At 61.3% G+C, this 18,327-nt stretch carries 20 protein-coding genes and 1 pseudogene; 8 read left to right on the top strand and 13 right to left on the bottom strand.

The genetic code is table 11. The annotated features are described in order from the left end of the window. Positions 1-55: 55 nt before the first annotated feature. The 4 genes from AC0L16_RS05595 (at position 56) to AC0L16_RS05580 (ending at position 2,690) form a co-directional block, all read left to right on the top strand. Positions 56-679 (top strand): thermonuclease family protein, encoded by a 624-nt coding sequence (locus AC0L16_RS05595; protein WP_473619506.1) that lies wholly within the window; start codon positions 56-58, stop codon positions 677-679. 154 nt (positions 680-833) lie between these two features. Beyond that, entirely contained in the window at positions 834-1,445 is a 612-nt protein-coding gene (locus tag AC0L16_RS05590) for a glutathione S-transferase (protein WP_473619505.1), read from the top strand. Between the two features lie 15 nt (positions 1,446-1,460). Further along, positions 1,461-2,078, top strand: coding sequence for a uracil-DNA glycosylase family protein (locus tag AC0L16_RS05585; RefSeq protein WP_473619503.1), 618 nt, complete (start codon positions 1,461-1,463; stop codon positions 2,076-2,078). A 120-nt stretch (positions 2,079-2,198) separates the two neighbouring features. Beyond that, a complete protein-coding gene (locus tag AC0L16_RS05580) occupies positions 2,199-2,690 on the top strand; it encodes an Lrp/AsnC family transcriptional regulator (protein ID WP_006333679.1) in 492 nt (163 codons plus the stop codon). Between the two features lie 11 nt (positions 2,691-2,701). Here the strand turns inward: AC0L16_RS05580 and AC0L16_RS05575 are convergent, their stop codons facing one another. Continuing rightward, positions 2,702-3,268 (bottom strand): DUF3299 domain-containing protein, encoded by a 567-nt coding sequence (locus AC0L16_RS05575; protein ID WP_473619740.1) that lies wholly within the window; start codon positions 3,266-3,268, stop codon positions 2,702-2,704. A gap of 303 nt (positions 3,269-3,571) precedes the next feature. On the opposite strand from AC0L16_RS05575, the gene AC0L16_RS05570 reads away from it, so the two are divergent. Next, a complete protein-coding gene (locus AC0L16_RS05570; RefSeq protein WP_473619501.1) occupies positions 3,572-4,927 on the top strand; it encodes a DUF7986 domain-containing protein in 1,356 nt (451 codons plus the stop codon). Between the two features lie 12 nt (positions 4,928-4,939). On the opposite strand, the gene AC0L16_RS05565 is transcribed toward AC0L16_RS05570, so the two are convergent. The 9 genes and pseudogenes from AC0L16_RS05565 to moaA form a co-directional block, all read right to left on the bottom strand. Beyond that, positions 4,940-5,518 (bottom strand): GNAT family N-acetyltransferase, encoded by a 579-nt coding sequence (locus AC0L16_RS05565; RefSeq protein ID WP_473619499.1) that lies wholly within the window; start codon positions 5,516-5,518, stop codon positions 4,940-4,942. Then, positions 5,481-6,182, bottom strand: coding sequence for a DNA alkylation repair protein (locus AC0L16_RS05560; protein WP_473619498.1), 702 nt, complete (start codon positions 6,180-6,182; stop codon positions 5,481-5,483). The genes AC0L16_RS05565 and AC0L16_RS05560 overlap by 38 nt, the downstream gene beginning before the upstream one ends. Before the next feature lie 8 nt (positions 6,183-6,190). Further along, positions 6,191-7,066: pseudogene (locus AC0L16_RS05555) on the bottom strand (NAD(P)-dependent oxidoreductase); the annotation flags it as partial. A 57-nt stretch (positions 7,067-7,123) separates the two neighbouring features. After that, positions 7,124-7,957 carry an ABC transporter permease gene (locus AC0L16_RS05550; RefSeq protein ID WP_473619497.1) on the bottom strand — a complete coding sequence of 278 codons (834 nt, stop codon included), beginning with the start codon at positions 7,955-7,957 and terminating at the stop codon, positions 7,124-7,126. After that, entirely contained in the window at positions 7,954-8,667 is a 714-nt protein-coding gene (locus AC0L16_RS05545) for an ABC transporter permease (protein ID WP_473619496.1), read from the bottom strand. The genes AC0L16_RS05550 and AC0L16_RS05545 overlap by 4 nt, the downstream gene beginning before the upstream one ends. A 113-nt stretch (positions 8,668-8,780) precedes the next feature. Beyond that, on the bottom strand, positions 8,781-9,563 hold the full coding sequence (locus AC0L16_RS05540) for an ABC transporter substrate-binding protein (protein ID WP_473619494.1): 783 nt from the start codon (positions 9,561-9,563) through the stop codon (positions 8,781-8,783). A gap of 233 nt (positions 9,564-9,796) precedes the next feature. Beyond that, positions 9,797-10,306, bottom strand: a complete 510-nt coding sequence (gene mobB / locus AC0L16_RS05535) for a molybdopterin-guanine dinucleotide biosynthesis protein B (protein WP_077378075.1) — start codon at positions 10,304-10,306, stop codon at positions 9,797-9,799. Between the two features lie 105 nt (positions 10,307-10,411). Continuing rightward, positions 10,412-11,332, bottom strand: a complete 921-nt coding sequence (locus AC0L16_RS05530) for a DMT family transporter (protein ID WP_473619493.1) — start codon at positions 11,330-11,332, stop codon at positions 10,412-10,414. Between the two features lie 146 nt (positions 11,333-11,478). Further along, positions 11,479-12,474: a GTP 3',8-cyclase MoaA gene (gene moaA, locus AC0L16_RS05525; protein ID WP_473619491.1), complete on the bottom strand. Its 996-nt coding sequence runs from the start codon at positions 12,472-12,474 to the stop codon at positions 11,479-11,481. A 195-nt stretch (positions 12,475-12,669) separates the two neighbouring features. On the opposite strand from moaA, the gene AC0L16_RS05520 reads away from it, so the two are divergent. Beyond that, a complete protein-coding gene (locus AC0L16_RS05520; RefSeq protein WP_473619490.1) occupies positions 12,670-13,023 on the top strand; it encodes a gamma-butyrobetaine hydroxylase family protein in 354 nt (117 codons plus the stop codon). A 106-nt stretch (positions 13,024-13,129) separates the two neighbouring features. Here AC0L16_RS05520 and AC0L16_RS05515 read toward each other — a convergent pair whose 3' ends face one another. Continuing rightward, positions 13,130-13,582 (bottom strand): MarR family winged helix-turn-helix transcriptional regulator, encoded by a 453-nt coding sequence (locus AC0L16_RS05515; RefSeq protein WP_473619489.1) that lies wholly within the window; start codon positions 13,580-13,582, stop codon positions 13,130-13,132. A gap of 47 nt (positions 13,583-13,629) precedes the next feature. On the opposite strand from AC0L16_RS05515, the gene AC0L16_RS05510 reads away from it, so the two are divergent. Together AC0L16_RS05510 and AC0L16_RS05505 are read left to right on the top strand one after the other, a co-directional pair. Continuing rightward, a complete protein-coding gene (locus tag AC0L16_RS05510; protein ID WP_473619487.1) occupies positions 13,630-14,541 on the top strand; it encodes an alpha/beta hydrolase in 912 nt (303 codons plus the stop codon). Between the two features lie 336 nt (positions 14,542-14,877). Then, positions 14,878-16,770, top strand: a complete 1,893-nt coding sequence (locus AC0L16_RS05505; protein WP_473619486.1) for a L,D-transpeptidase family protein — start codon at positions 14,878-14,880, stop codon at positions 16,768-16,770. Positions 16,771-16,831: 61 nt separating this feature from the next. On the opposite strand, the gene AC0L16_RS05500 is transcribed toward AC0L16_RS05505, so the two are convergent. Next, a complete protein-coding gene (locus AC0L16_RS05500) occupies positions 16,832-17,089 on the bottom strand; it encodes a PepSY domain-containing protein (RefSeq protein WP_473619485.1) in 258 nt (85 codons plus the stop codon). A 128-nt stretch (positions 17,090-17,217) separates the two neighbouring features. Next, positions 17,218-18,303, bottom strand: coding sequence for an ABC transporter ATP-binding protein (locus AC0L16_RS05495; protein ID WP_473619484.1), 1,086 nt, complete (start codon positions 18,301-18,303; stop codon positions 17,218-17,220). Positions 18,304-18,327: the final 24 nt, after the last annotated feature.

The raw sequence follows: 18,327 nt of genomic DNA, 5'->3' as shown, positions 1-18,327 counted from the left end.
GCAGCGGTTTCAAATCGTTAAGCTACGGTCGAATGATTAACCAACGGTTTGCCATATGAGCCGATCGTGGTCGCGGCGGCCGCGACAGCAATACGTCCCGCCGCGGCCGCGAAGCCTTTGGCGCCGGCTGCTGGACTACGCACTGGCCGTGCTTGTCCTCGGTCTGCTGATCCTGCTGGCGGCGCGGCTTGACCGGATCGAGACGCGCAAGACCGAGGGTGCCGCCGTCGTCAATGATGGCGATACGATCACGCTCGGCACCGAGCGCATCCGCATGCGCGGCATTGATGCGCCAGAATATTCGCAAATCTGCCGCAGGGACGGCGCCGACTATCCCTGCGGCAAGCTGGCGCGGCAGTCGCTGGTACGTCTGATATCAGGCAAACCCGTCTCCTCCACCGGCTGGCAGCGCGACCGATACCGCCGGCTGCTCGGCGATTGCAACGCCGGCGGCAAGGATCTCAACCGAGCCCAGGTCGAGGCCGGCTGGGCAGTTGCCTATGGCGATTTCGAAACCGAGCAGGCCGCTGCCCGCATAGGCAAGGCCGGCATCTGGGCCGGCACTTTCGACGAGCCGCACGATTGGCGCGAGAGCCACGATCACGAAGTGGTCGAACGAAGGCACGGTCGTCTGGCTTCGATCGGCGATGGCTTGCGAGAAATTTTTCGCTTCTGGTGATGGTCGACCCGACCCTATAGTTGTTGCAACAGACCTGATCAGAGCGACGTGCGTCCATGCGGACGCACAAGCCATGCGCTAGGTTTTTTGATTCTCGCATCGTGCTTTCCGGAAATCGATTCCGGTTGTCGGGCCGATGCGAAAGGAGGATGGGATGAAACTCTTCGACGGCGGCCGGGCGCCCAATCCACGGCGAGTTCGCGTCTTCCTCGCCGAAAAGCGGCTTGAGGTTCCGCTGGTGCCCGTCGACATGGGCGCGATGGAGCACAGAGAGCAGCCGGTCAGTTCGCGCAACCCGCTGCAGCGTCTGCCGGTGCTCGAACTCGACGACGGCACAGTCATCACCGAATCCGTCGCCATCTGCCGCTATTTCGAGGAACTGCACCCGGAACCGGCGTTGTTCGGCCGCGGCGCGCTCGGCAAAGCGCTGGTCGAGATGTGGCAAAGACGGATGGAGCTCAACTTGCTCAATTGCGTCAGCGCTGCGTTCCGACACGTCCATCCGGCGATGAAGGAATGGGAGATTCCACAGATCCCCGAATGGGGCGAGGCCAACAAGCCGAAAGCTATTGGATTCCTGAGACTCCTAGACGACGAGTTGGCGAACCGCGAATTCGTTGCCGGCGACGCCTATTCGATCGCCGACATCACCGGGCTGATTGCCATCGACTTCATGAAGCCGGCGCGCATCAAGGTGCCGGAAGACTGCGCGAACGTGCTGCGCTGGCATCAGGCGATCTCCAGCCGGCCGAGCGCCGCTGCCTGAGGACGAGCCCCAGGCATGAGCGAAGAGCTGGAAAACTTCGCGGCGAGGGTACGCGCCTGCCGTATCTGCGTCGAAAACCCGGTCGGCCCGCCGCTGCCGCACGAGCCGCGCCCTGTGCTCAGGCCGTCTTCGAGCGCCCGTATCCTGATTGCCAGCCAGGCACCGGGCACCAAGGTGCATATGTCAGGCATGCCGTTCACCGACGCCTCCGGCGATCGGTTACGGAACTGGCTGGGGGTCAGCGCGGAAGAATTCTACGACACGACAAAATTCGCCATCGTGCCGATGGGCTTCTGCTTTCCCGGCCAGGATGCCAAGGGCGGCGACCTGCCGCCGCGCCGCGAATGTGCAGCGGCCTGGCGTGCGCCGCTGATGGCGCTGATGCCGCATATCGACCTGGTGCTGACGATCGGGCTCTATGCGCAATCCTGGCACATGGGCGCCGCGCGCCGCCCCTCGCTGACCGAGACGGTGATGGATTGGCGCACCATCTGGGATGCGCCCAGCGCCCCGAAAGTGCTGCCGCTACCGCATCCGTCATGGCGCAACACCGGCTGGCTGAAGCGCAATCCGTGGTTTGAAATGGATTTGCTGCCGTTTCTGAGATCGGAAATCCGCTATCGCCTCGGCTGACGCGTAAGCAAGAAATCACTCGCTTTTGTGCTATCTCACAGAATTTCTTTCTTGTGAATGGCCCAAATAAGAAGGACTATAGCCAATCTATTCCTGATCTATCCCCGTGGGAGCACCCAAATGGACCGCCTTGACAGAAAAATCCTTCGCCTCTTGCAGGAGGACGCGACGCTCGCGGTCGCCGATGTCGCCAAGAAAGTCGGACTGTCGACCACGCCCTGCTGGCGGCGCATTCAGAAGCTCGAGGAGGAAGGCGTCATCAAGCGGCGCGTCGCCATCCTCGATCATGAAAAGGTCAATGTGCGCGTCACCGTGTTCGTGTCGATCCGCACCAATTCGCACAGCCATGAATGGCTGCGGCGCTTTTCGGAGGTCATCCAGGAATTTCCGGAAGTCGTCGAGTTCTACCGGATGAGCGGCGACGTCGACTATCTCTTGCGTGTGGTGGTGCCCGACATCGCTGCTTACGACGCCTTCTACAAGCGGCTGATCGCCAAGATCGAGATCCGCGACGTCTCGTCGTCGTTTGCCATGGAACAGATCAAATACACGACCGAAATGCCGCTCGACTACATGGTTCTGGACAAGGAATCGGGTGCCAACGCTGCCTGAGGATTTTTTGCTTAATTGTTCTTTTTGTTGAGGAAAATCCAAGGCGAGTTTGCCGGTAGCGTGATCGTGTCCGGCACGCGATCGACATCCGCCACCTCCGCCTTGCGCACTGTGTAACCCGACTGGATCACGCTGACACCGTCGAGGATGAAGAGCTGACTTTTCTCCATGCCCGGCTGCAGCGCACCGGTCACGGAAACCGGCTGATAGGCTTGCGACATCCTGTAGGGGCGGGCGGGCGTGACGAGGACGATCTGATTGGGCGGCGGCGTCGGCATGTGGCTGCACGCACCTGTCCACGGCACCAGCAGGAACTGATAGACGAGATCGCCGTCCCGATCGAGCGGCAGCGCATATCCCGCCAGTTGGACGGCCTTGTCTCGCAAATTGAGAGACAGCGTCTCGCCACGGTCAGGCATTTTTGCCGCGACCATCGGCAATCCGACACTTTCGGCAGCGGGCTGGGTCGCCGGGCGCAGGTCCTTCCAGAATATGCGCGCGGTTTCGGCGGAAGCGGTGGCAATGGAGAGGCCCAGTGCCACAGCCAAGGCCGAGCCTGATTTGAGACGATTGTTCATTGGCGTCATCCTTCGCCAGTCCGTGGCTGGATGGGTAAACCCGTCGTGAAGTATCGGTAACGGAGTGATCCACTTGTTATCGCAGAATGCAACATCGAGTGCCATGCCCATGGGGCTGACCGGGGCAAACCGTCGTTGAGGCTTCAGGCCGCACTGAAGGGCAGAGCGGCGCCGGAGCGAGGAGTTCGATCCCAAGAAAGGCGAGGAAATCGCCGAAAGCGTCTTGCCCAGTCGGCTCGGCGACGCAGAATAAGCGAAGACAGAACCCTATCCTCGAATATCGCCTGGACTTGGAGAAGTTAAATGCCGACCAGCCATGATCTCAGCGGGCTGATGAAATTCCTCAGCCGTGACGAATGGAGCGAATGTTTCGCGGAAGTGTTCGAGGATCATTTTGGCCCGATCCTCGGCGACGGGGACATGGACTTCGAAGAGCTCGCCGAGGTCCTGGGTGAAGACAGAGTCATGAACCTTTGGGGCTGCGCCTTCGAGGATTTCCTGACCCAGGATTTCGAGCGCGAACCCAGCAACATCGTCGACGAGTATCTCAAGCGCAGAGGCTGGAAGGAAAATGCGCAAACGAGAGCCTATATCGGCGCGCTGCGCACCTCCATCATGAGCTTGTATGAGGTGAGCGACGTCGTTCCGGGACAATCGCTCATGGCGCGCGATCTTCTCCGCGGTGGCGAACCGATCGCCGTCGAAGAGGGCACCGCCACCAAGACATTGAAGCAGTGGGACAAGATCGCGGCGAGAATCGTGTCCGTCCGCGGAAAGAATATCCTTACCAGCGGCATTCTTCCCTTCACCCGAGAGGCCACCCAATCCTTGTTCGATGCCCTGTTGGACGTGTTCGGCAAAAAGAACGCAAAAAAGCTGCCGGCCATAAGGGATCAAGACCTGCCGGCGGTGGCGTTCACGTTCACGCTCGTATGGGTATCCGACGCCCTCGACAAGGTGATGAACATGCCGAGGGTCCAAAATGCCGAAGGCGACGAATTCATGTTTCATGATGTCCGCTTTCCCTTGGCCGCCGGCGCGTCGCAGGAGGACATCACCGCCCGGCTGAACGGCATAGCGGGCATGTCGCAGGAAAATGCGCAGTTCTGGAACTGGCTGGAATACTCGCCGCAAGGCGAGGACAGACCCAAGCAGGCGGGCACGCTTTCCCTGGACACCACAATGGACAGCGGTTGGCGCGTGTTGGGCAATGTCGAGTTGAAAGGCGGTTTCCTGTGTCTATTCGCCAATTCCGCCGCGCGGGCGGAAAAAGGAACGGCCCTGATCCGGCGAGCCCTCGGCGATCTGGTCCGAACACCTCTTACCGAAATCCGTACCGTAAAGCAGATGATGGCTGAACGGCCAGCCAGGGAGGGCAGGACGCCCTCATCGAAGATTCCTCCGGAAGTCACTGAACAGGTCATTCACGAATACCTGGATCAACACTATCGGGATACCCTCGATCAGCCGGTCCAAGTACTTGGTGGCAAGACACCGCGTCAGGCCGTCAAGACCCAAACAGGCCGGCAAAAGGTCGCCGAATGGCTCAAACATCTGGAAAACCAGACCGCCAAGCAGCCTGACCGCGACCATCCTATGGCCGCTTACAGTTTTGAGTGGATGTGGACGGAGCTTGGCGTTCGCGACCTACGCCGCTAGCGTCTGGCGTCCTCAACGCTCCAGGCGCATCACATGCCGGCGCGAGCCGGCCATGCCGATCTCGTGGAATCCGCGGGCCACGAACATCTGTCGAAATCCCATGAAACGGTAACTCGGCGATGCCTGGTCGACCGGATAGGCCTCGATGGTCCTGGCGCCTTTGGCGAAGGCGTGATCGATGGCCGCGTCGAGCAGGGCGCTTGCCAGTCCACGGCCGCGCGACGCCTTCGGCACATAGAAGCAGACGATCGACCATACACCCGCCTCGCTGTCGTCCTGCTCCTGCGACAGCTTGCGATAGGTCTCGCGTGGCGCCACGGAGCACCAGCCGACGATCTTGCCTTCGGCATGGGCGACGATACCGACCGGCGTGCCGGCTTCGATGAGCGCCAGCATGGCCCGTCTCCTCTCATCGTTGGACGCGCTTTCGCGGTTTTCGAGGTGGCGCCAGGCCATGCACCAGCAATATTTCGGGCCGCCAGGCTGCTCGAACAGGTTCTCGAAATCGGCGCGCGTCGATCGCGTCACCTCGGTAAAGCGGATTTGACTCCGGTCAGCCTTTCCTGGCGAGCCGCTCGAGCGTTTTGGCATCGGAAAGCTCCCGTGCAGCGTCCTTGCCGATCCAGCGCGCCGTCTTGTCGGTCGATCCGGCCAGCTTCTGTGCCAGGGCAAGGGCAGCGCCGTGCAAATTCATCGATCGCTTGCCGATAGAGCGAAGCGCCCAGTTCACCGCCTTCCTCACAAAATTACGGCCATCGCTGGCGTGCGCTTCGATGATCGACAGGAAGTCGAGGAAGGTCGCCTCTGGCTCCTTCTTCCGGTGGACGACCGACCAGGCCATCATGGCAAAAGCCGTGCGTCGAACGAACTCCCGTTCGTCGGCCGCGAACTCTCCTATCAGTTCCTTCCAACAATCCGTATCGACAAAGAGATCGGAGACGCCGTCGACGATATCCCACGAGTCGAAGGTCGCCGCCCATCGTCTTGCATCCGCAGCAGAAAACCGCTTCGGATCCGCTGTGACGGAAGCGATGAACTGCGCTTCCATGATGCCCGACTCCCATAGTTCGAAGGCACGCTCATGGTTGCGCTTGATTGTCTTGGCGATCTGCCGCTGCACGCCATGCGGGATTCCGAGCGCACGTTTGATCTTGATGCCGTAGCGCAGCATGCCAAGGCGATTCTCCTGCGAGCCGATCAAGCGCAGATGGGCGACAATCTCCTCGGCGCTGAATTGAGGCGAAAGCTCGGCCACGACAAAACCTAATTCTCCAATCGCGCCAGCAGCGAAGACGTGTCCCAGCGTTTGCCGCCCATCCCCTGCACATCTTTGTAGAATTGGTCGACAAGTGCCGTCACCGGCAGCTTGGCGCCGTTGCGGTCGGCCTCCGCCAGGCAGATGCCGAGATCCTTGCGCATCCAGTCGACAGCGAAGCCGAAATCATATTTGCCGGCATTCATCGTCTTGTGGCGGTTCTCCATCTGCCATGAGCCGGCAGCTCCCTTGGAGATCACCTCGATGACTTTTTCGATGTCGAGCCCGGCCTTCTTGCCGAAATGGATGCCTTCGGCCAGCCCCTGGACAAGGCCGGCGATGCAGATCTGGTTGACCATCTTGGTGAGTTGGCCCGAGCCGGCCGGACCCATCAGCCCGACCATGCGGGCATAGGCATCGATGACAGGCTTCGCCTGCTCGAAGGCTTTCTGTTCGCCGCCGACCATGACGGTCAGGATGCCGTTTTCGGCGCCGGCCTGGCCGCCGGAAACCGGTGCGTCGAGGAACGAAAAACCGCGAACTTGCGCCTTCTCCGCCAGTTCGCGCGCGACTTCAGCCGAGGCCGTGGTGTTGTCGATGAAGATGGCTCCCTTCTTCATCGACTGGAACGCACCCTCGGCTCCGATCGTCACCGCGCGCAAATCGTCGTCATTGCCAACGCAGCAAAAGACAAAATCCTTGCCGTCGGCGGCCTCAGCCGGCGTGTTGGCAACACTGCCGCCATGCTGGGCAACCCATTGCTCGGCCTTTTCTTTGGTGCGGTTGTAGACGGTAACGTCGTGGCCGCCCTTGTTCCTGAGATGTCCGGCCATTGGATAGCCCATGACGCCAAGACCGAGAAATGCCACCGATGCCATGTTTTCGAATCCCTTAGAAGCCTGTTTCCGGCCTTCTTAGCGGATCAGGCAAAGCGATGGGAGTCAGCGTTGCAGATGGATCGTAATGCGCCGTTCGATCCATTCGACTGCGTGGCGCAGCGTTTCGACAATGATCAGATAGATGATCGCCGCCCAGACATAGGACTGGAAGTCGAAAGTCCGCGAATAGGTGAGCTTGGTGATGCCCATCAGATCATAGACGGTGATGATGGCGACGATCGCCGAGCCCTTGATCATCAGGATGATCTCGTTGCCGTAGGGACGCAGCGCCACGATCAGTGCCTGCGGCAGGATGATCTTCCACATCGTCTGCAATTTGTGCAGGCCGAGCGAGGCGGCGCCCTCCCACTGGCCCCTGGGCACGCTCTCGATCGCGCCGCGCAGGATTTCGGCCTGATAGGCGGCAGTGTTGAGCGAGAAGGCGAAGATTGCGCAGTTGAACGCCTCGCGGAAAAAGCCCCAGAGGCCAATCATGTCGAGTTGCGGCCGGAAGGAGCCTACGCCGTAATAGACAAGGAAAGTCTGGGCCAGCAGCGGCGTGCCGCGGAAGAAATAGACATAGGCATAGGCGAGACCCGAAAGAAACCGGTTGTTCGACATGCGGGCATAGGCGATCGGCACCGAAAGGATCGCGCCAAGCACGATCGAGATGGCGACCAGCAAAAGGGTCACACCCAGGCCTGTCACATAGGATGGCGCATATTTCGCGAAAAGCTCGCCGTTCCAGGCGACAATGAGGTACGCAGCAATCCCGGCGAGAAAAGCCATCCACATGCAGACCAGCGCGTAGCCGAGAATACGCTGGCGCGGCCAGCCGCGTGGCAGAGCCGGCGGTTTTTCGACCTTCGTCCCCACGTCGGCTGCTGCCGCACTCATCGTTGCACCTGCTGGCGGCCGACCGTACGTTCGATCGCATTGATGCCGAAGGACGATATGATGGCGAGGAGCAGGTAGATAAGCGCGGCAACACCGAAAAACAGGAAGGCGTGCTTGGTGACGCGGGCGGCGACGCCCGCTTGCCGCAATATGTCGGTAAGGCCGATGGCGGAAACCAGGGCGGTATCCTTGAGCAGGATGAGCCACAGATTGGCAAGACCCGGCAGCGCGATACGGATAAGCTGCGGCAGCACCACAAGGCGCATCGTCTGCCAGCCAGACAAGCCAACCGAATAGCCGCCCTCATATTGTCCCTTCGGGATGGCGCGGAACGCCGAGAGGAAGACCTCGCTGGCGTAGGACGAGAAAACGACGCCGAGCGCGATCATGCCGGAAACAAAAGCATTCACTTCGACCGCGGCGGTCGGGTCATACAGGCGCATCAATTGCTGGATGCCGATTTGCGCGCCGTAAAAGATCATGAACAGGGTCAGCAGCTCGGGCAATCCACGAAAGATCGTGGTGTAGATATTGCCGGCTAGCCGCAGCGACGGCTCGTTGGATTGCTTGGCCAGCGCAACCAGAAAGCCGATCACCAGACCGAGAGGCAGGGTCGCGGCTGCAAGCGAAACGGTGATGAAAACACCATAGGCGATGTCGTCGAGCCAGCCTTCGGGTCCCCAACTGAGCAGCGTCCAAACGCTTTGCATCCGCCTGCCTGTTCTCCTCTATGGCTTTTTTTGAGAGCGCGGCGTCAGCCTCGCGCGCCGCTGCTTGCGCAAACGGCGGGGATGTCCCGCCGTTCGCCGTCAATCCGGAAGGATCAGGACTCGCCGCCGTAGACGTCGTACTTGAAGTACTTGTCGTTGATTTCCTTGTACTTTCCGTTGGCGCGGATGGCGTCGATCGCCTTATTGAACTGATTGACCAACTCGGTATCGCCCTTGCGTACGGCGATGCCGGCGCCCGGACCATGGATCTCGACGTCGGGCGTGATCGCACCGATCAGCTTGCAGCAGGCGCCGTCCGGCGTGGCAAGCCAGCCTTCGAGAACCGTGATATCGTCGTTGACCGCATCAACGCGGCCATTGGCGAGATCGAGCTGGTATTCCTGCGCGGTCGGATACGGCTTGATCGTGCTGTCGGCATAGGTCTTGGTTGAATAATTGAAGTGGGTGGTGGCCGCCTGCACGCCGATCGTCTTGCCGGCCAGGTCCTCCTTGGTCACGCCCTTGATATCGCTGTCCTTGGGCGCGGCGATCGCCGGCGGCGTGTTGTAGTATTTGTTGGTGAAGTCGACCTTCTCGGCACGCTCCGGCGTGATCGACATCGAGGCGACGATGGCGTCGAACTTGCCGGCCTGAAGCGCCGGGATGATGCCATCCCAATCCTGCGCGACGAAAGTGCACTTCACCTTCATCTCGTCGCAAAGCGCCTTGGCGATATCGATGTCGAAGCCCACGAGCTGGCCATCAGCGGTCAGGTTGTTGAACGGCGGATAGGCTCCCTCCGAGCCGATCCTCAAGGTTTTCTCCTGAGCCTGGGCAACGCCCAATGTCAGCAGCGCCGCCGATGCGGCGAGCGCTATACGCAGTGCAGTACGCATGATAGTCCTCTCTGTATGTTCCCGGCCGTCGTTGCGAACGGCTCTTTGGGCGGTTCTGTTGACCGCCCGCTGGCGCGATACTCCCATTCTTTCCCAAGAAAAAGCAACTGTAAAACCGTTGCTTGCGGGTTTCGCATTGCCGGACAATGCTGACGTTGCGGCAGGCATATCAACGAGGAAAACAGGGGGCAACGAGGAAACAGCGGGCGGCCGATGCTGCTTCGGCAGGACCCTCAGCGCGTCAAACCTGTCGCGCGCTCGATGAAGTCGGCTATCGATCTGGTGTCGTCGAGATCGAAGACAGGCAGGCTTTCGTCGGCTATGGCGAAGTCGGCGGCGATGGCGACGATATGCGGATCGTTTGCCGAAAGCGGCGCCCGGTCCTTGGCTTCCAGCCGCCGCGTCTCGATCTTGCTGTGCGCTTCGCGCTTGTAGCCTTCGACCAGCACGATGTCGGAGGCGCCGAGCCGCGACAGGATCGCATCCAGCGTCGGCTCGTCCTCGCCGCGCAATTCGTGCATAAGCGCCCAGCGCCTGTCCGACACGATGGCGACTTCAGTGGCCCCGGCCTGCCTATGGCGAAAACTGTCCGCCCCCGGTTTGTCGATGTCGAAGGCATGATGGGCGTGTTTTACCGTCGACACTTTCCAGCCACGCCGGACGAGCTCGGCGACCAGCTTTTCGGTCAGTGTCGTCTTGCCGGAATTCTTCCAGCCAGTGATGCCGAAGACGCGTCTCATCATGGCTTCATGCTCTGCAACAGACCCTCGGCCCCGGGCAAGGTCGTGCCGGCAATCTCTTTAGTCATCGTCCATCGTCCATGCGGTGACGCGTCTCGAACGGCAAGCCTATATGCCGTCCGGCGCCATATCAGGTCCAGCGCTTTCGGCGGCGGTCTTTCGCCGGCCGACGATGCGTTCGCGGTAAAGTGCGTAGAGGCCGGAGCCGACGATGACGCTGGCGCCGAGGATCATCGGCAGGTCGGGAACGTCGCCGAAGATGAACAGGCCAAGCAGGATCGACCAGAGCAGGGCCGTGTAGCGAAATGGCGCGATGAACGAGATGTCGCCCATCCGCATCGCCATGATGATGAACTGGTAACCGATGACCACGAGCACTGCCGCCAATGCCAGGAACGCCGTGCTTTCTCCCGTCATCGGTGTCCAGCCGCCCATTGGCAAAAGCAGCGCCGCGCCGAGCATCGTCATGGCGAGTGCCGTGGTGGTCGACACCAGCAATGTCGGAATGGCTTGCGGTATCCGCCTGGTGGCGAGGTCACGCACCGCACAACAGCCGACACAGGCCAGCGCCAGCAGCGAATAGATGCTGAACCCCTCGAAGCCGGGCCGCACGATGATCAGCACGCCGGCAAAACCGATGGCGATGGCCAGCCAGCGCCGCCAGCCGACGCCTTCGTTGAACACAAGTGCTGCGCCCATCGTCACCGCCAGCGGCAGCGCCTGCAGCACGGCCGAGACATTGGCAATCGGCAGATGGGCAAGGGCGATGAGAAACGACACGGTAGCACCGGCTTCGCCGGCGACACGCACCGCAACCATCGGTTGCAGCATCGAGCCGGGCAGGGCAAGCGCACCGCGCTGCCAGGCAAGCAGGCTCACGAAAAGCGAGGCGAAGGCGCCGCGGATCAGCATGACCTGCGCCATGTTCATGGATTCCGACGCGACTTTGGTGATCGCGTCGTTGAGGGTGAAACCGCTCATGGCCACCACCATGAACAGCGCGCCCCGGAGATTTGGGGAAAGAAGCAAAGGCGTTACCACTGTGGTTCTGCATCAAGCCTCTACCAGCCGGCGGCGAGACAGCAACGTCAAAGGGCTGGTCCACGGCTTCGGCGGCTCGTTACAACCTCCTCGCAAGCGCGGCAGGATCTATTTCGGCAGTGCGGCCAGGAAGATCAGCCGCCGGTGACGCTCATGTGCCGCGATACGGATGGACGGTTGGTGCGGCGGTCGATGATGAAATCATGGCCCTTCGGCTTGCGGCCAATGGCTTCATCGATGGCGTCGGCGACCAGTTCGTTGCCTTCGGATGCACGCAACGGTGCGCGCAGGTCGGCGGCATCTTCCTGGCCGAGGCACATATAGAGCGTGCCGGTGCAGGTCAGCCGGACGCGGTTGCAGCTTTCGCAGAAATTATGTGTCATCGGCGTGATGAAGCCGAGCCTGCCGCCGGTCTCGGCGACGTGGACGTAGCGGGCCGGACCACCGGTCTTGTAGGGGATGTCGGTCAGCGTGAACTGCCGCTCCAGTGCTGCGCGCAGCAGCGACAGCGGCAGATACTGGTCGGTTCGGTCGGCGTCGATCTCGCCCATCGGCATGGTTTCGATGACCGTCAACTCCATGCCGCGGCCGTGCGCCCAGCGCAGCATCTCGGGCAGCTCGGCGTCGTTGAAATCCTTCAGCGCCACCGCATTGAGCTTCACCTTCAGCCCCGCTGCCTGCGCGGCGTCGATGCCATCCATGACCTTGTCGAGGTTGCCCCAGCGGGTAATCTGACGGAATTTTTCCCGGTCCAGCGTGTCCAGCGAGACGTTGATGCGCTTGACCCCGTAATCGGCGAGCTCAGCGGCAAAGCGCGAAAGCTGCGAGCCGTTGGTGGTCAGCGTCAATTCTTCCAGAGCGCCGCTTTCGAGATGACGCGAAATCTGTCGCACCAGATGCATGATGTTCTTGCGCACCAGCGGCTCGCCGCCGGTAAGACGCAATTTCCTTACGCCCTTTTCGATGAAAACCGTGCATAGCCGGTCGAGCTCTTCCAGCGACAGCAGATCCTTCTTGGGAAGGAACGCCATGTCCTCGGCCATGCAATAGGTGCAGCGGAAGTCGCAGCGGTCAGTGACCGACACGCGCAGATAGCTGATCGTGCGACCAAAAGGATCGATCATGTCCATGCTGGTGCGTTTCCCGTGGCTGCGAACGGCATCGTTATATATGGCTATGTGATACGATCCAACCTGTCATTCAAGATAAGATGCTCCGATCCCTGGCAACATCGTGCCGCCGACAGTTTGTGCCAGAAGTTTCGAAGCAGCCTTTTCCCGCTGCGCGAAGCGGCGTAGGAAAGGACAGATGAGGAACCTATCACCATGACGGCGCCGAAGGAACTCAGGGTCTCGAAGGATCGCAGGCTGCTTACCGTGACGTTCCCTGGCCATCAGCCGTTCGAACTGCCGGCGGAGCTGCTGCGGGTGGCCTCACCATCGGCCGAAGTGCAGGGCCATTCGCCCGAACAGCGCGTGACCGTTCCCGGCAAGCGCAACGTTGCGATCCTGAAGATCGAACCGATCGGCAACTATGCCGTCCGCATCACGTTCGACGATTTCCACGATACCGGCATCTTCACCTGGAACTATTTGCATACGCTGGGTCATGAGAAGGACGCACGCTGGGCCGCCTATCTCGCCGAGCTGGAAGAGAAGGGGCTAAGCCGCGATCGGTAGCTCGGTGCCCCGGCCCGGAGCGCGCAAAGAAGTCGATGTGGTGAGCGGATCGCTTTTCCACCCCCGGGTCGGGCCCGAGGGCGGGCTTTTGGGCCCGATGCTCCAGTCACGCTTCCCTAAGCACGTCGGCAATCTTGCGCATCTGCTCGCCGATCATGTCGCATTGCTCCGGCGTCGACTGGCTCATCGCTTTCTCGATCAGCGCCATATGGACCTTCAGCGCTTGCATCAGCAGTTCCGTGCCGGCTTCGGTCAGGGTCAGGCGCAGCACGCGCTTGTCCTTTTGATCGCCTTCGCGGCGCAGCAGGCCGCGTGCCTCGAATTGCGGCAACAGCATGGTGATGTTGGAGCGGCCGACCAGCAGCCGGCGGGCGAGATCGTGCTGCGACATGCCGGGATGGCGATAAAGGTTCATCAGCACGTCGAGCTGCGCCGGCTTCAGGTCCAGCGGCGCAAGCTTCACTGCCAGCGTGCGCTCCAGCACATGGCAGGCGCGCGCCACCGCGACCCAGTTGCGAAAACGCGGGTTGTCCCAGGGCAGATCTTGTTTAATGTTCATGTTTGAACTATTATGTTCATGCTTGAACGAATGGATGGATCGCCACTATGGCATCATTTGGATTGAAGGTCATCCGGGGCGTGTTTGCCACCGCCGAACATGTGGCTCCCCGCCTGACCGGGCGCGCGGCATTCGAACTGTTCTGCCGCACGCCGAACGCCAAAATTCTCAGCGACCGCGAGCGACGCGCCGTCGACCGCGCCGCCGGCTTCATGGCCGAGGCGCGCCATCATCGGCTGAAGACCAAAAACGGCTGCGTCATGGTGCATGAATTCAGGACAGAGCCGGGCAGGCGGGCCGCCGGGACGGTGCTCGTCATCCATGGCTGGCGTTCGCGCACCGAATATATGCGCACGCTGATCGAAGCCTATCGTGACGCCGGTTACAAGGTTGTCTCGCTCGATCTGCCGGGCCACGGCCAATCGCAGGGCCGGCGGCTCACATTGGTCAGCGCTGTCGAAGCCGCACGGCTGACCGGCGAATGGTTCGGCCCGTTCGTGGCGGTCGTCGGCCATTCCTTCGGCGGTGCCGTCGCCGCCAATGCCGTCTCCGGTTCGGTCAAGGACATTCCGCCGCTGGCGGCCGGGCGGCTGGTGCTGATCGCGGCACCGAGTTCGCTGCCGGCTATCTTCAACGATTTCAGCCGCATGCTCAGTGTCGGCCCACGCTCGCAGGCCGCCATGGCCGACCGGGTCGAACGCATCGCCGGCCGGCCGCTGCACGAATTCACCGGCGACCGCCAGCTTGCCAGCACGCCGGTGCCAACGCTGGTCATCCATGCTCCGGACGACCGCGAAGTGTCCGCCGACCATGCAAGGCTCTATGCCGGCGCCGGCGACCATGTGCGGCTGTACTGGGCCGACGGGCTCGGCCACCGCCGCATCCTTGCCGACAAGGGCGTGGTCGAGCGTGCGGTCGGTTTCGTTGCCGAACACCGGGAGCCGGTATCGCTGCATTGAACAGCGACGGCTTCGACCTGTGTGCAGAGATCGACCGCTTCGAGGAAGAACGCTTCCTTGCAGCCGAATGCGGCGTAGAGGCTGGTCGAGTTGATTCCCATCGCCGGCGGCGCCAACGCCCGACCTGAGCGCTGTTTTCTGGAGCCGGAGCGGGCCCAATTCGCTTCGGCTGCTACCGTTGTGAAACTGTTCTGCAACAGAGACCTTCTGAAATTTATGAAAGCTTAACGAAATCAGTATGAATCAGTGTAGTCGCGCCCTACATCCATGATGCGGTGGGCGAGACCGTCAAGCGATGCGGAACGGGAGCCGGTTGCAGCCGGAACGGGTGATTCCATGAAATTCCTCGGAAACAAAGCAACCGTGATGCCGCTTGCGGCGGTCGCGGCAATGCTGGCCCTCGGCGTGCCGCAGGCAGACGCGCAAGGGTTTTTTGAGAGGCTTTTCGGCGGTGGTGTCAGGCATTCGCCGCGAGGCGATTTCCCCCTGCCGCCGTCGAGGCAGAGGCCGAAATACAAGCCAAGTGCAACGGCGCCCGCTGCCTCTCGGATCAGCAGCCCGTCCTATTACACCTACAAGATCGATCCGCTCGTGCGCGTCGACTTCTCGGCGCTGACGGCAGTGCCGGAACCGGCAATGCCACAGGACGCCGCCTTCCAGCCATCGTCCGCCACCGGCGCCGCCTTCCGCGAAGCCATTGCCGGACTCGATGACTACGAACTCTACGCCGAGAAGGACATCGCCAAGGCGCTCGTCGCCTACTACTCGGCCAATCCGGATTTCGTCTGGGTGACGGGAGCCAATGCCAACAGCCGCGCGCAAGATGCGGTGCGGGTGCTTGGCGAGGCGACGAGCTATGGCCTCACGCCGGCCGACTATACGGTTGAAGTGCCTGCCGCCGGCGCATCGACCGGCAGCGCCGATGCGCGGCTGAAGCAGCTCGTCCGCTTCGAGATGGCGCTGTCAGCGCGCGTCTTGCGCTATGTCCACGACGCGCAAAGCGGCCGTGTCGATCCCAATCGCATCACCGGCTACTATGATTTCCCGGTCAAGCCGCTCGACATGGAAGGCGTGCTGAAAACGCTGACACGCACCCAGCAAGTGCGCACCTATCTCGAATCGCGGCATCCGCAGAACGCCGAATATCAGGCGCTGCGTGTCGAACTGGAATCACTTCAGGCCAGCGCCGACGACGAGATCGTCGTCGATCCCAAGCTGTTGCTGAAGCCGGAGGAGAGCAGCCCCGAACTGCCGAAGCTTCTGACGAAGATCGCGCGTAATCTCGACGACGAGATGGGCGGCGCCTATGGCGAGATATTGGCCAGGCTCGCCACCAGCGAGGTCTATGCCCCGGAACTGGTGCCGGTCATCAAGGCGGTTCAGAAAAAGGCTGGCATGAAGGGCGACGGCGTCATCGGTCCGCGCACCGTCGCGGCGCTGGTCGGGACGTCCAAGGCCGACAAGATTCAAAAGGTGCAGGTCGCGCTGGAAGAGTTGCGCTGGCTGCCATCCGATCTCGGCAGCCCGCGTGTCTTCATCAACCAGCCGGCCTTTACCGCGAGCTACATCGAGAATGGCGAGGAGAAGCTGAAGACCCGCGTCGTCATCGGCAAGACCACCAACCAGACTTCCTTCTTCTACGATCAGCTCGAGCAGGTCGATTTCCATCCCTATTGGGGCGTGCCGCAGTCGATCCTCGTCAACGAGATGCTGCCTCGGCTGCGCAGGGATCCCGGCTATCTCGACCGCGCCGGCTACGAAGTGGTCACCGCGCGTGGCAAACGCATTCCCTCCTCCTCGGTCAATTGGGGCGCCTATGGCGCAAAAATACCTTATGGCGTGCGCCAGCTGCCGAGCGAGGCCAATGCGCTGGGCGAACTGAAGATCCTGTTCCCCAACAAGCACGCCATCTACATGCACGACACGCCGCAAAAGACGTTTTTCCAGCGTGACATGCGCGCGCTCAGCCATGGCTGCGTTCGCCTGCAGGATCCGCGCGGCATGGCGGCCGCCGTGCTCGGCACCTCGGTCGACGATATCGTGGAGAAGCTGAAGCACGGACATGCGACCGAAAAGGTAGCGCGCAGGATCCCGGTCTATGTCGCCTATTTCACTGCCTGGCCTGATATGTCCGGCAAAGTCGAATATTTCAGCGACGTCTACGACCGCGACACGCGGCTGCAGCAGGCACTCGACAGCACGGAAGCAGTGCGCTCGCCGGCGATCTGAGGACGCTAACGCAGGGAGAGCGGGCGCCGGAACCGGCCGCGCCGCCAGGGGATGCGGCGATCTATTTGGGCTCGGCTGTCACCGGATCATAGTTGATTTCGACCTTCGCCTTGTCGGTCGTGTAATAAATAACGGTGTAGGCGCCGCTGTCCCAGGCGACCTCGTCGACGTAGCGAAAGTCGTCGCGCTGCTCGACCTTGGCGATTATTTCCGACAGTTTCTTGGCATTCTGCGGCGGCAACGGACTTCCGTCTGCGGCAAAGGCCGGTTCACCGAAAAAGAGAACTACGACGCCTGTCGCCAAAACAAGTCTGAACATGGCTTTCCCTCACTTCTCGCAAAAGTAGAAACTCGCGGCCATGCAGGTTTGTTCCGGGCAGGTTTGTTCCGGGTTCCGGAATCGACACCCGCGAATTGCGCCGACGCATCTTGTTGTCGTTGCTCATGCTAGTGCGTCTGCAACTCAACTTCGTCGGGGAAGAGGTGGGCCAAGGCCGTGTCGAACGTGAGCTCGAGTGCGTCGCCTGGTTCAAAGACCTTGTCTTCATTGAAGGCCGCAATGAGTTCGCCGTTATCGCGAAGCGTCAGGTCCACGACCGTCTCGCTGCCCAATCGCTCGGCATGTGCCACGATGCCATGCAGCAAGCCTTTTCCAGACTGCACCGCCCGCAGGTACTGCGGACGGACACCCAGGATGGCCTTGCCGTCTTTGCGGAAGGAGCGCCTTCTGGTCGCTACCCTAATCGGCTCCAGGGATTGGTTGCCAACCATTGCCGCTTCGCCATCGAGGTCGAGGACGTCGACGTTGAGGAAATTCATCGACGGGGCTCCCAGAAAGCCGGCTACGAACCTGTTGGCCGGCTCGTGATAGAGCTCCATCGGCGCTCCGATCTGCATGACTTGACCGTCCTTGAGCACGACGATCCTGTCAGCCAGCGTCATCGCCTCGACCTGGTCGTGGGTGACATAGATCATCGTTGTGCCCAGTTGCCTGCGCAGTCGGCCGATTTCCATGCGCATGTCCATGCGCAGTGCGGCATCGAGGTTGGAGAGCGGCTCGTCAAACAGGAATACGGCCGGTTTCCGGGTGATTGCGCGCCCAATGGCAACGCGCTGGCGCTGGCCGCCCGAAAGCTGACTTGGGCGGCGGTCGAGCAAATGTTCCATCTGCAGGATGCGTGCGGCCTCGGCGACCTTCTGCTGCTTTTCCTGCCTGGAAGCGCCCGCGGTTGTAAGGCCGAATGCGATATTCTCGCGCACGGTCATGTGCGGAAAGATGGCATAGTTCTGGAACACCATCGCAACACCGCGTTGCTTGGGCTGGAGCTGGTTGACCACCCGGCCGCCGATCTCGAGGGTGCCTTCGGTTATGTCCTCGAGTCCGGCGATCATGCGCAGCAAGGTGGATTTTCCGCAGCCCGACGGTCCGACAAAGACGACGAATTCGCCGTCGTTGATGTGGATATCGACGCCTTTGATGATTTCGACGCGACCGAAGGATTTCTTGACGCCCTTGAGTGAGACCTCAGCCATGTGCGATGGCTCCCGTTTCCTGAT

It is taken from the genome of Mesorhizobium sp. WSM4848 (assembly GCF_055811375.1).
This window is presented reverse-complemented; position numbering and strand designations above follow the sequence as displayed.